At 57.2% G+C, this 13,729-nt stretch carries 13 protein-coding genes; 3 read left to right on the forward strand and 10 right to left on the reverse strand.

What is annotated here, in order from left to right; genetic code table 11:
- The first annotated feature begins 19 nt into the window (after positions 1-19).
- Entirely contained in the window at positions 20-256 is a 237-nt protein-coding gene (rpmB, locus tag VEB01_RS14710) for a 50S ribosomal protein L28 (protein WP_324876695.1), read from the forward strand.
- A 14-nt stretch (positions 257-270) separates the two neighbouring features.
- The gene (gene rpmG, locus VEB01_RS14715; protein WP_324876697.1) at positions 271-426 is read left to right on the forward strand and encodes a 50S ribosomal protein L33; all 156 of its coding nucleotides are present in this window, start codon (positions 271-273) and stop codon (positions 424-426) included.
- 195 nt (positions 427-621) lie between these two features.
- Here the strand turns inward: rpmG and VEB01_RS14720 are convergent, their stop codons facing one another.
- The 9 genes from VEB01_RS14720 to VEB01_RS14760 all read right to left on the reverse strand — a co-directional run bounded on the left by VEB01_RS14720 (position 622) and on the right by VEB01_RS14760 (position 12,248).
- A complete protein-coding gene (locus VEB01_RS14720) occupies positions 622-1,572 on the reverse strand; it encodes an acetylxylan esterase (protein WP_324876699.1) in 951 nt (316 codons plus the stop codon).
- 243 nt (positions 1,573-1,815) lie between these two features.
- Positions 1,816-2,880 carry a virulence RhuM family protein gene (locus VEB01_RS14725; protein ID WP_324876701.1) on the reverse strand — a complete coding sequence of 355 codons (1,065 nt, stop codon included), beginning with the start codon at positions 2,878-2,880 and terminating at the stop codon, positions 1,816-1,818.
- A complete protein-coding gene (locus VEB01_RS14730; protein WP_324876703.1) occupies positions 2,877-3,596 on the reverse strand; it encodes an HNH endonuclease family protein in 720 nt (239 codons plus the stop codon). The genes VEB01_RS14725 and VEB01_RS14730 overlap by 4 nt, the downstream gene beginning before the upstream one ends.
- Positions 3,597-3,730: 134 nt before the next feature.
- The gene (locus VEB01_RS14735; RefSeq protein WP_324876705.1) at positions 3,731-5,359 is read right to left on the reverse strand and encodes an AAA family ATPase; all 1,629 of its coding nucleotides are present in this window, start codon (positions 5,357-5,359) and stop codon (positions 3,731-3,733) included.
- 13 nt (positions 5,360-5,372) lie between these two features.
- The gene (locus VEB01_RS14740; protein WP_324876707.1) at positions 5,373-5,564 is read right to left on the reverse strand and encodes a hypothetical protein; all 192 of its coding nucleotides are present in this window, start codon (positions 5,562-5,564) and stop codon (positions 5,373-5,375) included.
- 138 nt (positions 5,565-5,702) lie between these two features.
- Complete coding sequence (locus VEB01_RS14745; RefSeq protein ID WP_324876709.1) at positions 5,703-7,667, reverse strand: restriction endonuclease subunit S; 1,965 nt, start codon at positions 7,665-7,667, stop codon at positions 5,703-5,705.
- A complete protein-coding gene (locus VEB01_RS14750; RefSeq protein ID WP_324876711.1) occupies positions 7,667-9,409 on the reverse strand; it encodes a class I SAM-dependent DNA methyltransferase in 1,743 nt (580 codons plus the stop codon). Before VEB01_RS14750 ends, VEB01_RS14745 begins: the two co-directional genes overlap by 1 nt.
- A 129-nt stretch (positions 9,410-9,538) precedes the next feature.
- On the reverse strand, positions 9,539-11,950 hold the full coding sequence (hsdR, locus tag VEB01_RS14755) for an EcoAI/FtnUII family type I restriction enzme subunit R (RefSeq protein WP_324876713.1): 2,412 nt from the start codon (positions 11,948-11,950) through the stop codon (positions 9,539-9,541).
- A 13-nt stretch (positions 11,951-11,963) separates the two neighbouring features.
- A complete protein-coding gene (locus tag VEB01_RS14760) occupies positions 11,964-12,248 on the reverse strand; it encodes a hypothetical protein (protein WP_324876715.1) in 285 nt (94 codons plus the stop codon).
- An 80-nt stretch (positions 12,249-12,328) separates the two neighbouring features.
- Between VEB01_RS14760 and VEB01_RS14765 the strand changes: the two genes are divergently transcribed.
- Positions 12,329-12,520, forward strand: coding sequence for a hypothetical protein (locus VEB01_RS14765; RefSeq protein ID WP_324876717.1), 192 nt, complete (start codon positions 12,329-12,331; stop codon positions 12,518-12,520).
- 2 nt (positions 12,521-12,522) lie between these two features.
- Here the strand turns inward: VEB01_RS14765 and VEB01_RS14770 are convergent, their stop codons facing one another.
- Positions 12,523-13,713, reverse strand: a complete 1,191-nt coding sequence (locus tag VEB01_RS14770; protein ID WP_324876719.1) for a DUF3322 domain-containing protein — start codon at positions 13,711-13,713, stop codon at positions 12,523-12,525.
- Positions 13,714-13,729: the final 16 nt, after the last annotated feature.

Here is a 13,729-nt window from a genome sequence, read left to right on the forward strand (position 1 = left end):
GGCGAGTTAGAGGTCAACCATGTCCAGAGTATGCCAGGTGACGGGCAAGCGCCGTATTGTAGGCAATAACGTCTCGCACGCTAACAATAAGACGAAGCGCCTGTTCAATCCGAATCTGCACCAGCACCGTTTTTGGGTCGAAAGCGAGAACCGTTTTGTAAGTCTTCGCGTTTCCAGCCATGGAATGCGCATTATCGACAAGAAAGGTATCGATGCCGTTTTGGCGGATATCCGCAAGCGCGGCGAAAAAATTTAATCGAGGTCTGAACCATGCGCGACAAAATCAAATTGGTATCGAGCGCCGGCACCGGCCATTTTTATACGACCACCAAAAATAAGCGGAATATGCCGGAGAAGATGGAGATCAAGAAATTCGATCCGGTCGTCCGCAAGCACGTCGTGTACAAGGAAGGCAAAATCAAATAATTGGTGATTCGTCCGGGTCGCGGACCCGCATAACATCCGTGATCCGGCTTATCGACCGGCTACCCCATTAAGCTGAGGCGTTCGACACGCTCCCCTTCTTTCAGCTTAGCAAGATTTGTCCATTCGCTCAGTCGTGTGCCCGAAGACAGGGCGTTGCCCGATCAAGGCGCCGGTCGCACCTGGGTGTCTCCCTGCTCAGAGCGGTTCGAAAAAGGTTCTAAGCTCTGCCAGCAACTCCCTTTCCTGCTCGCGCTGCTCGGGATAATCGGAATGTCCGGCTTGAAGCACGAATAAGCTTTTCGGCCCCGCCAGCGCATTGTAGATGGCGAACTGGCCAGGCGGTGCGACGACCGGATCGAACAGTGCCGCCGCGACATGGACGGGAATATGAATGTGTCTCGCGGCACAGGCCGCATCGTAATACCGTAAGGTTTCCAGCACAGACCCATGCCGGCGCTCGTATCTCCGGACGGCTTCGCCGCTCCCTAGGGTCCGCAGCGTAAGACGCAGAGGATGGTGGCCGAAAGTCGGGACGTTCAGGTGGGCGATGCGGATGCGCGGTTCCCAGGGCAAGGCCAAAGCGCCGATGCCGCCGCCGAAGCTGATCCCCAGATAGCCGATATGGCCCTCAATGTGAGGAAAGGCGCTGATCAGCGTCGAGACCGCCAGCCATAAGTCCTCGACACAGCCGCCCAGGATGTAGCGATCGCGCCGGTCGATCTCGTACAGGACATGGCCCGCTGGATTGTCCGGCACGGGCGGACGCCGGCTGCGGGCGAGTCCGCGGAAGCAGGGAAACAAAATAACCGCCTCGCCGACCGGAAGATCGAAATCCGGAGCCTCCCGGCCGCCGTACCCATGGCCGACGACCAGCCCGCGTCGAATCGGTTCGCGCTTGGGCTTCAACAGCCAGCCCCCTATGATGAAGCCGTCGGTCGATCGATAACCGATATCGTAGACATCGAAGTCTGGATGATCGCCTTTACAACGAGTCATCTCGGGATCGGGGTGGATTGTCAGCGTGCGCCGGTAACGGGACTCCCAAAAGTCGACGAAATCGCCGGGCTCTTCCGGCCAGCCGACTCGAAGCAGAGATTCCAGGCTGTAGCCATAGGTGGGGTCGAACGAAGGCTTGTCGGAAATCACGGCGTTCTCTCTCGAATAACCCTAAATCGGCCGCCGGTTGTCTCGATTGCGGCAGGCCTGCGCGGCGAGCTGCAGCTTGTGCAGCCATTTCTTTTTAAGGTCCTCGAAGTATCGTCCATTACGCAATTGTCCTTGATGTCGATCCGGTGCCCCGCTCCGGTCGAAAGGCTTAAACGAAGCATATCAGCTTACGGAAAAATTCGGCGCGAGAGGGGCTTGATTAGCTCGTGAGTAATGCTCTGGCTATAGCTTATCCGCAGGCTTCTTCCTTCGATTGGGCGACGGCAGCATCTTCGCTGCCGCCTCCAGCATCTTAATGTTGTGCTCCGTGCCTTCGGCCTCCAGCAGTGCTCGGCGCTCTGTGGCGAAGCGGGCGTATTCGCTTTCTGCGTGCGCATCGGCCTGCTTCTTGGAGACACTGCCCGCATTCGGCAGCACGTTACGGTCGTTGAATTTGAGGAAGGCATCGAGCTTCTCCTCCCAGTCCTTCAGGAAGATTTGTTTTCGCCGCTTAGCTTGGTCTTCTGCGAAGTCCAGCCACATCACAACAATGCGGTTCAACTCGCTGATTTCATGCTCCCGCAGGTAATTCTTGGCAACGGTCACGTCTGCCTTCTGAACCGAGCCGGATTTCCACGAGGTCAGCCCCATATTCGGTTTGGTCGCGTTGGCACGCTCGCGGATGATCTCGGGAGCCGTATTGCCGGTGGCGGCGAAGTGCAGCTTGTTCTGAATGACCCGGAAAAATCGCGTCGTTTCGGTCAGCGAGGGGGAGTAATCCGCCGCCATCGAGAAAATTTCGCGCACCCGCAAATACATGCGTCGCTCGCTGGCCCGGATGTCGCGGATGCGTTCCAGCAGTTCGTCGAAATAATCCGGTACGCCGGAACCCGCTACGGGTGGATTCTTCAGCCGCTCGTCATCCAGCGTGAAGCCCTTCACCAGATACTCCCGCAAACGCTCCGTGGCCCAGCGGCGGAACTGCGTGCCGCGCACCGAGCGCACCCGGTAGCCCACGGCTAGGATGGCGTCGAGGTTGTAATGATCGATGTTGCGGCTGACCTTGCGGTCTCCTTCCTGGCGAACTATTAGGAATTTCCTAATAGTTGCCTCCGGCAGCAGTTCGCCGTCGGCGTACAGGGTCTTCAGGTGCTCGTTGATCGTTGGCACTTTGACCTGAAACAGCTCCGCCATCAGGGCTTGAGTCAGCCATAATGTGTCGTCGGCGAAGCGGCATTCGACGCGGGTACGGCCGTCCTCGGTCTCATAGAGCAGGAATTCGCCGACAGATATCTCCGGCTGAGTCATGACACCAATCTCGCGAGTTGAGGATCGTTGCGAAAAAGCACGCACCATTTGGCCACTGCGGAAAGCTCAGCGTCCCGCTGCGTCATGGCTTTGATTTCGCAAAGACAGTCACGCACCTTCTGTTTGGCAGCCGGATTACCGCCTGTGCCACATCGGGATTTGGCAGTTCTGTATTGCTCGATTGTCCGTGTCATTCGTTGCCATATCTTCTTGCGTTCTTCGGTTAGGGCTTCGTGCTCGTTCAGCTTCAGGCGCTTGATCGTTTCGTCGACCCGACGTTCCTCCCAAGTAGTAGCCCCAGGCGCGGCTATGGCTTTTCCTTCTTCATCAAAGGCAAGAAGGTTGACATCGTCATTGTCGATGGGGTCGAGCAGGTAAGGCGCTTCGGATTCTTCGCATCGATTGTCGTAGGTCGAGCAGAGCGACCCCTCATGCAACGGAAACCAGCCGCCTTTTTTGCGGTTGCCGACGTTTCCGCAGACTCGAAAGTTCATGTAGTCGAAGGCGAGCCACCAGTAACCGTCACGCCCTGTGCCATCGAAGATTTTTGCTTCCTTTTTGGGGCGGAAGTGTTCGACGTCCATATGTGAGTAGATATCTCTTGCCTCGGAAAACCAGCACTTCCCGCCCGAAAGAGCCAAAAGCCACGACTTCAACTTGCCCCAGTGGTCGCTATGTTTATCGATCAGTTCGTTTCGAGCTTTGATATCGCCCAAATGCTGCAATTTCCCCAACTCGTTAACGAGCCGGGCCGACTCGGTAAGCCAGTCCTGCCACTGCGCTTCAGTCCAAGGCGTCCATTTAGGAATGTCGGTATCGGTAGGCCGACGGTTTTCGAGATCAATCCAGATCATTCGGCACCCTCTTCGCGCAAAATCTCATCGATGATCTCGTCGGCTATCGCGTCCTGCGCTTTCTGCTCCTCGGGCGTCAGCGTTCGTTTGTGGAAGCGCGTATGCATGGCCATTTTGCGCACAAACATGGCGTAGTACGGGTCTTTAAAGTCGGCGTTAGAAAAGCCCAGATCGGCAAGCTCGGCGCTCAGGCGAGTGAGCTCGCCGTCCTCCTCTGCTGTACGTTTGTCGTCCAATGCAAATAGGTAGTTGCGTCGATGCAGGCGGCGCTCGGTTTCGGAATCCAGCGTGGAGGCCAAACCGAACAACTCGCTCTTCAGTAGGCCGGTTACTCCCATGCCTTGCGGGTTCGTGTCGGGAACATCCACCACCGATTTCTCGCCTTCTTTGCGCAGGATGCGTACCTGTTCACGCTTGAGGCCGCCGATCATCATCGGATCGTGCGTGGTGATGATGATCTGCGATTCGCCTTGTATCACCGCTCCTTCACGGGGTTTCAGTACGCTTTCGATATCGTCGAAATAGCGCAGCTTCCAGATCGGATTCAAATGCGTATCGGGCTCGTCGAGCAAGAAGAGGCAATGATCTTCGCTGGTGATGCGCATCAGACCCAGGACGGTAAGCATTTGCAGTTCGCCTTCGGAAAGCTGGGTGAAGCTGACATTACCCCCATTCTCTTCTCGCTTCTTGATCGTGATGCGGACTTCTTCCAGCAGGTCGCCGATATACGCGCCTTCGGCGTAGCGAAAGAATCTGTCCGGCGTTCCTACCATTTCACCCAGCTCGTTCAGCTTCTTTCGATTGGGCACGTACAGGTATAAGCGTTTTTGCTTCTCCGGACGTCGCCGGAAGTCGATTTGCACATCCTTGGTTTCTTCGATCGGCGCCCAGGAGACTTGCCAAAGCTTGTCGAGCAGGTCGCCAACTACCGTGCCTCGCGCATACCAGAACCGAGGGTCGCCTTCGAGAATATCCTTGTCCTTGAGATCGCGTAGCGTGTGCGGCTGCTTGAGTACAAACAGGGCCGATTCCAGGGCCGCGATATTCAGGTTCTCCAGCAACTTGGCGAAGACAGGATCGTCCGACAACAGGCAGGCCAGCAGGACGAGTTGGCTGTGTCCGCCGCGGCAATAGAAAAGACGCCGAACCAGATCGTCGCCATCGCGACGCAGCAGGTTCTTGAAACGCTCCTGGTGGGCCTGGAACAGGGCCTCCAGCCGCTCGTTCTTGCCCGAGTAATAGGCGAAGACATGCGAGGGCAGGTATTCCTTGGCGTGCTCGCTGAGATGGCTTTGCGACGACGCCTTACCGTCTATCGTGACCAGCGGGCGATTGCCGATGCCGCGATTCGCCTTAAGCGTGATTTCGTGCCCCCTGATCTTGTAATCGAGCTCATAGTCGAAGCTGGCATCGTTGTTTAAATCCACATCCCTGAAAATGGTGATGATGGCTTCGATCAGGTTCGACTTGCCCGTGCCGTTCTGGCCGATCACGGCGTGGCTCCGGATCGGCTTTGCGTCCTGGGCGGCGCTGCCACCCCCGGCATGGTCGAAATATTCGCTGAAGTGAATCTCGAAGTCTTTCAGGTTTTTGAAGTCCCTGATGCTTATCCGCTGCAAATGCATGATTGGCGTGCTTTTACTTATTCTCTTGGGCCTTGGTTTGGAACGACTTGGGGGCATCATCGCCAACCGCGATCGGGGTGTTGTGATCCCAGAAAACGACGTATTGCCCCAAGCGCTTCTTGCGCTCCAAGGTTTGAGCAACGGCCTGTTGCAGGCTGTCCAGCATGGCCTGCGTCTCTGGACTAGGTGTGAGTGTGGCATTCATGGATGAGCCTCCGTTTGCAAGAGATCGAAAAACTCCGGATGAAAAACGTTGCGAGTATGGCCAGTTTGCTCAAACACCAGTTCCGGCACTGGCCCAGTGCTGAAGAAGCAGCGCGTGCGACGGTCCGGCACATGGGCATCAGTCCGCTTCCACTACCCTCATCTCGGCTACGGCAGGCTCCCGGATCCAGCCTTTGCTCACTTCGAGCTTGAGCTGGGCATAGAAGGCATCGATCTCGCCGCCGAAGCGCTGCCACAAATCCTTGGCGTTCATCTCGCCATCGTGGTGCGCCAGGATAGAAGCGAGCGGGGCCTGGGCTTTGGTGTCAGGTGTTTGGCCCAAACGCAGCGGGGCGATCAGTTTGGTTTGGGGGGCGTTCATGGGTTCGTCTTCTTCTTGTTCGACGGTAATGCCGGTTACGGTTGCAGTCGCGAATTTAGCCAAGTTCGTAGAGATGGTTACCTTACGGTTTAGTTGCGCCTCAACTTCGTTGCAGAGTTTGAAAAGTGAATCCACCATCAGAACAATGTGATCCTGTTCCGCCTTTGGCGGCACAGGAATGACAAGCTCTTCCACGCTGCTCACATTTATGTGTTTCACGGTCAGGCCCACCGCAGCAACTTGCATTCTTCTTTGGAAGCCTGGGCTCTGGATGACGTAGAGCAAAAACTGATTGTTGAAGTACTCGTTGAATAGTCTGATGAGCATCAAACGCTGACCGAGGCAAACACGCTCATTCTCTGGGACCACTGCTGCTTCGCCCATCGGAGCTTCTCGGGTGAAGAGGATATCGCCAGGAACTGGGCTTAGTCTCCTGGATCGCTGCATAAAACTTTCCTCAGAGACTTTCCGGGTTTTGCCGAGGAGCATTTGCCCATTACGGATGTCGGTCGTCCGTATTAGGTGAACACCGGTTTCAGCGTATCGAGGAGTCTTATGGTCACAATCAACGATGACTTGAGCTATCTGCAGCAAAGTGGCCCAAACCCAGTGATCAGGGAGAACAGTTTTCGGAACAGTGATTTTCTGTGTGCGGAGTTTTCTGATCATTGAGAGGGCTTCTTTCTGTTCCTGGCCATCGCAAGACTTGGACCACTCGAGTCGCGCCTTAGCGATCTCATCCAGGAGTGCTGCACCACTCGATTCGGTTTTCATTGATGGCGAAAGCAGATTTCCCGAAACCGCGAGATCAAGAATTAACCCTCTGAGCTCCACCACATCCTCCGGCGCGTGAAAGAGCTGTCCGAAATTCTCGGCGAGGCGCGCCCAAGCGGTTTGCAGTTCGCGCGGGCTGGTGGCGGAGGCAACGACTTGCAGCGTGGACTGGCGCAGGGCGTTTTGCAGTTTGCGGTGGTCTTGCTGCTGCGCCTCCAGCTTGTCGCACAAGACCATCAGTTCATCGACTTTGGCGACGATGCGGATTTGCTCATCTATAGGGGGAAGAGCGACTGGTAACGCGAGTAACTGATCCTGTTTAATGCCTGAAACGGTTGTACCCTTGCCTTTAATGTTCCGAGTCCGATACAGAATGTAGAAATAATCAACATTGACTTCGCTTGGCAGCTCAAGTGCTTTCAAGTCTTGATTGATGGCAATCGCAACTTGATTGATTACAAGCTTGCCCAGTCCCATGCGGGTACAGACGATGACCCTGCCAGGCGGAATTAGATTAGATGAGCTGTTTTTCAGTCCATCTTCTGTAATTCGGTCTTCAGTGCTCGTTATGTATTTGTAATCCTTAATGTCCTTGACACTTGCCCAGGGGATTTCACCTCCCCAATAGGCTGAACTACTTTTTGACGGTGTGCCGCCACCAGTAATTGTCAAGACGAGATCGCCCAGGCGACACGGAGCCCAGTGGGCAGGTGCCCGAATATCGCCGCGCCTTAATGGTTCTTGGGGTTGAACCACCCTCTTCTGATCTTTGTGCGAACGTTTCTTCTCTCCTATCGACTCAAGAAGTGGGCGCGCATCTTGTGGTGTATCGTTCACAAGTAAGTCGCCTGAAACCGCTAGAGAAAGGATCATCTCCCGCAGCCGCTGTACCCCTCCCGGCGCATTCGCAATATGCCCAAACTCCGCCAAAAACCGCTGCGCATCCATCAGGTATCTTCACCGGCAAAGTGATGTGCAAGGGCGGCGGCCAGTTCGCTTTTCAGCAGGTTTTGCGTCTCTTCGATTTCGCCGAGCAGCTTCTTGTATTTCTCCAGCAGTACGTCGGGATCGTGGCTCTCCTCTTCCGGCGCGTTGGGGTTCTTGAGATCGAGGTTGTAGATGGGCCAGTAGAGGCGGTCGCCCGCCGCCTGGGCGTCGCGGGCCTGCCGGCGCAAGGATTCGGCCTGTTCGCGCAGTTCGGCAATCTGGTTTTCCGCCTGTTTGCGATTCTGGGCATCCGTAACTCCGTTGATGGAGTTGCGCTGGTCGCGAGCCCGGTTCTCCAGTTGCGCGGCCTGGTTGTTCAGTTCTTCGGCCTTGTCCCAATGCGGCTTGGCGGCGGCTACCGCTTCCTGCTTCTTGGTCTTGAAGTCGAGCTTCCAGGCGAATTCGTTCTCCACCCGGTCGGCGAAGTCATTGTCTTCCGAACCCCACCAGGCGATTTCTGCCTGGAATTCTTCGAAGCGTATCGGTTTGGTCTTGGAATAGCTCTTGTACCCTTCGGGGTAAGGGTGCTCGTAAAACCAAATGGTTTCGGTGGGCTTGCCCTTGGTGAAAAACAGCAAATTGGTCTTGATGCTGGTATACGGCGCGAACACGCCCTTGGGAAGGCGGACGACGGTATGCAGGTTGCACTCTTCGAGCAGCATTTCTTTCAACCGGGCCTTGATGCCGTCGCCGAACATGAAGCCGTCGGGCAATACCACTGCCGCGCGGCCTCCTTCCTTCAAAAGACGTTTGACGATGAGGAGCATGAACATGTCGGCTGTTTCCCTGCTCTGGATCAGGTAGTCCTGGCCGGCGTTGTCGTCCTCGTATCCGCCGAACGGCGGATTCGTCAGCAGGCAATTTACCCTTTCATCGGCCCGCCAATCGTTCCACGGGCGGCCCAGCGTATTGCGGTGCTCGATCTGACTGGGCACGTCGATGCCGTGCAACAGCATATTGGTGGTGCACAGCAGATGGGGAAGCTGCTTCTTTTCGATGCCGCGAATCAACTCTTCGATGGCGCGCCTGTCTTCGGCGCTGGATTTTTCATTGAGCTGATGTCGGAAGTGGTCGATGGCCGCAGTCAAGAAACCGCCGGTACCGCAAGCGGGGTCGAGCACCGTTTCGCGCTTTACAAGATTCGGGTTGACCCGGTCCACCATGAACTGGGTGATCGCGCGCGGGGTATAGAATTCGCCGGCATTGCCGGCACTCCGCAGGTCGTTCAGGATTTGCTCGTAGACATCGCCCAGTTGGGCGCGGGCTTTGAAGTCGTGGAAGTTGATGGCTTCTTCCAGCTTCTCGATCACGGCCAACATGAGCGGTCCGGACTTCATGTAGTTGTTGGAATCCTCGAAGACCTGCTTGATGACCTTGGCCATCGGGCTGGCGGAGGCGTCGATCTCTTTCAGTGCCGGGAACAGGTCGTTGTTGACGAAAGAGATCAACTCGCTGCCTTGGATTTGCGGCTTTTTCTTCCCGTCGGGATCGACTTTATAGGCTGCCCAGTTCCGCCATCGGAATTTTTCATCAATGGGCGACTGGTAGTTAGGGTCGTCGTCTTCCCACTCTTCCTCGCGCTGGTCGAAGACCTTGAGGAAAAGCATCCAGGTAAGCTGGCCGATGCGCTGGGCGTCGCCATCGACGCCATCGTCCTTGCGCATGATGTCCTGGATGGATTTGATGGTGCTGCTGAGATTCATCGTCGGTTGTTATCGTGGTTCAGTCGTCTGTCGTAGGGTGGGTTAGGCACGCACGGCGGTTCCGGCTGGTGACCTGTGACTTCGGCGCGTGCCGTAACCCACCGGATCGCGGAGCGGGTTACGACAGGATCAGGCGCGTTTTTCATCGTAAAGCGCTTGTTCGAGTTCGGTTATCGCTTGGGCGTATTGGTCGGCCCCGCCGAAAATGCCTCTGCGGATTTCGGTTTTTGTGCCGTACTGATCGAATGGCGGCAGCTCCAGGATCTTGGGGTCTTCGATGTCCTGAACACCGTGGTCGGCGAATTTTTCCAGTAGAGCTTCGAGTACGGCCCGTGCCTGTTCGCCGTATTTGCCGAAAACGTCTCGCTTCTTGACTTTGTTCGCACGCTCGCGACGAGTCAGGGGCTTCCGGTCGAAAGCGACATGGGCGACCAGGTCGAAGGCATCGATGTCTTCACCGTTGGGAACGGCTTGTTGCAAGACTTCCAGCGGCACGCCGCGGTTTCTGAGTTCATCCAGGACGGCTTGTTTGCGCTCGGTTTCCGACCAGCGCCGCAAGAAGTCGGTCAGCGAACCGAACTGCGCTCGCAGCGATTTCCTGATGTCCTCCTTGAGGAGAACTCGGTAATCCTCGGTGATGAGCTTGCCGTCGGCATCGAGATATTGGGAGCGCTCGACCGCCACCTGCACGTCAACGTCGTCCAGAACATATTTGACGCGGCCCTCGCCACCAGTGCTCTCGTCGTCGCCGTTTTCGCCGAACGTGGGGCCGTATGGTTGCGGTGCGGGTTCGCTGGTGGTCGTGAAAGGTTCTTGTTCGTCCGGGGGCACGACGGGCTCATCCGGCTTGGGCTCGTAAATCACGACCGGTTCGCCGTCGAAATCGGGATCTGCGAAGAGTCGCGTGGCTCCCTTGAAGTCCATGATGGTGAAGTAGAGCTTATGGTAGTCCTCTCGCAGCCGCGTGCCGCGTCCGATGATCTGCTTGAACTCGGTCATCGAGTTGATCGTCTGATCCAGCACGATGAGCTTACAGGTCTTCGCATCGACGCCGGTGGTCAGGAGCTTGGATGTGGTGGCGATGACCGGATATGGCTCGTCGTTGTCGATGAAGTAGGAGAGCTGCGCCTTGCCTTCGGCATCGTCGCCGGTGATGCGCATCACATAGCGGCGATTGGCTGCTGCGGCGGGTATCAGCTTGACCAGTTCCTGGCGCATCCGCTCGGCGTGGTCCTGATCGTCGCAAAACACGATGGTTTTGGCCATCGGGTCGGTGCCTTTGAGGTATTCCCATACCTTGGCGGCTACCAGCTTGGTGCGCTTCTCAAGCACCAGATTGCGGTCGAAGTCCCTGGTGTTGTACTGGCGTTGTTCGACGACTTGCCCCAGCTTGTCGACTTTGCCTTTCTCGGGCGTGTAGCCGACGGCATCCACATCGGTGGCGATGCGGATGACCTTGTAGGGTGCCAGGAAGCCATCCTCAATGCCCTGCTTGAGCGAATACGTGTAGACCGGCTCGCCGAAGTAGGTGATGTTGCTGACCTCTTTGGTTTCTTTGGGGGTGGCGGTGAGTCCCAGATGGGTGGCGCCGCTGAAGTAGTCGAGCACCTCGCGCCAGGCGGAGTCGTCGGCTGCGCTGCCCCGGTGGCATTCATCAACCACCACGAGGTCGAAGAAATCGGAGGGGAACTGGCGGTAAATCTGCTTCCACTCTTCCTTGCCCGTCACCGCCTGGTAGAGCGCGAGATAGATTTCGTAGTTCTTCTTCACCTCACGGTTGGTGATCTTGTGCATGACCTCGCCAAAAGGGGCGAAGTCCTGCTGCATGGTCTGGTCGACCAGGATGTTGCGGTCGGCCAAGAAGAGAATGCGTTTCTTGGCTTTGGCTTTCCACAAACGCCAGATGATCTGGAAGGCGGTGTATGTCTTGCCTGTGCCTGTCGCCATGACGAGCAGAACGCGCTGCTGGCCTTTGGCGATGGCCTCGATCGCCCGGTTGATCGCCACACGCTGGTAGTAACGGGGCTCGCGGCCACTGCCGTCGCTGTAGAAAGGCTGCTCGACAAGTTTGACGGTATCGGGCTCTGTCAGCCCTTTCCACTGCTGATAGAGCGGCCACAGCGTCGCCAGTGAGGGAAATTCGCTGAGCGATAACTCGCGTTCGACTGGTTGAGTCAGTCCTGTGCAGTCGTGCAGAAGAAATCCATCGCCGTTGCTGCTAATAGCAAAGGGAACGTCCAGGAGTTCAGCATAGAACAGTGCCTGCGGCATTCCGTACCCCACCGGGTACTTGTTCTGTTTGGCTTCGATGACGGCGATAGGAACATTCGGGCGAGCGTAGAGGACATAATCCGCACGCTTTGGTCCGCCTTTCGCGTCCGGGTTCTTGATACGTGCGGCTAACTTGCCTCGCACCATGACTCGACCATCAGTGAGTTGCACTTCCTCACGGAACTCGTGCTGCTGCCACCCGGCCTGTTGGATCGCCGGTGTGATGAACTTCGTGCAGATGTCGCGCTCGCTGAGCAGTAACTTGTCCAATTACTTCTCCTTTCTATTTCAGTAACAACCCGCGCCCATCAGCAAGGGCAACACGGCCAAAAGGCTTGGCCCTCGCTCGGCTCGCGAACGGTGGAGCGGCAAACAGATGCTTGAAAACAGCGGTCTCGGTGGGGACGCTGAGCAGTGCGGTCATCTCGCGTTTAAGGGCTTTGTCGACGGGGCGGTAAGTTCTTCTTGTGAGCACCACATCAATTATTGTCATGTATACATTGCAATAAACCAATAAAAACGAAGATTCACGTGAAATCCGGATATCTTGGAGGCGGTGAGCGGCCACGGACGAGACTCGATTTGCTGTCCAGGGCAGTTACTCTCCTCCCCTCCAGCTGAAGAGCTTAGTCGTAGGTCGGCAATCCTTTGCCGACGCATCCCTTATGTCGGGAATGGATTCCCGACCTACCGTACGGGCGGATTCGGCATGTACCGGTCAGCTCCCGGCGCATCGCCGCCGGCAACGATGCTCGGGGCGCTACATCAAACCCGGAAATACTCCATGCCGCTGTTCCGCTGGCCGGCAAGCTCGTGTACGAGACCCGGCTCGAACGGTAGGCTCAGCCACCATGCCCGGATTGCAGTCTACTCAGCGCCGCCTCGATCCAGCCGAAGCCGATCCGTTCCTGTTCGAGCCGGAGAGAGGGCCGGATGCGGTTGTCGCGGAGGTCGTCGTAAAGCTCGCGTTCCTCAGGGGTGAGGCGAGGGAGATCGCGGCGGACGGGCTGGGGCTCGGTCATCCATTGGGACTGGTGGACCATCAGCGTGTCGCGCTCCATGAGGAAGGATCGGGCGTGAGGAAGATGGGCCCGCAGTTGGTCCAGGATGGCGTAGCCGTGGGTGTCGATGTCGCCCCAGTAGTGGACGGTGCAGCGGTGTAGCCAAGCGGCCCTGGCCAGCATGTCGAATCCGTATCCGGCGCCGAAAACGACCATGCTGCGGGGCATTTTCGGGAAGGCGAGGAAGTTGATTTCGTTTTCGGTGACGAATACCCGGATAACTTTGGCGTCCAGCAGGGCGAAGGTGTCGTGGTCGAGGGTGATGTCCTGGTCGGTGGCGCCGGGCAGCAAGGCTAATTCGGGATCGAGGATGCGGAAACGGATGCGCGGCGGCTTGTCGCGAAATCCGTAGCGGCGGCAAAACTGGTTGCTGCCGACAGCCTGGGGATCGATCGCGTCGGGCGGCAGGGCGAGGTCGAAGAGTTCCGACAATACCGCACGATGGGTTTCGATGAACTTGGTATGGACGCCCGGAATGTCGATTTGTCTCAAATAGACGCCGGGGCGCGGGTTGGCCCGCATCCAGTCGACGACGTCCAGGAGCAGCGGCCAGTGAGGAGCCAGTTCCAGGGCTTTCAGGGGATGCTTGGCAAGCCAGGGCAGTGTCGGTGCCAAGCGCTTTCGGGTGATCGCCACCAGTTCGGCGAAGCGCTCGGCGTCCCGGCGCTTTCCGATCAGGGCCAGCGCATCGTCGAGCGTGTCTATCCAGATCTCCTCGGGAATCAGGTTCGCGCCGAGGATGCGGTGCCGCACTTCGCGCATCACCACCCGGTAGTGCGCGCCGTGCCTAAGATCGGCAATCCAGGTCCGTACCTGATCGAACCGGTCCGCGAGTTCGGACGACGAGGGTCCCTTGAGTGTCAGTCGGCGCGGGAACAACGTCTCGCCATCGACCAGGCCGGCCAGCATCAGCCCCCTGTCCCACAGCCTTTGCACTTGGGCGCGCAGATCGGCCGGCGTGGTCCAGTTCATGCCTCAATTCCTTCCG

The sequence above is a fragment of the Methylocaldum sp. genome, from assembly GCF_035627495.1.
Lineage (GTDB): Bacteria > Pseudomonadota > Gammaproteobacteria > Methylococcales > Methylococcaceae > Methylocaldum.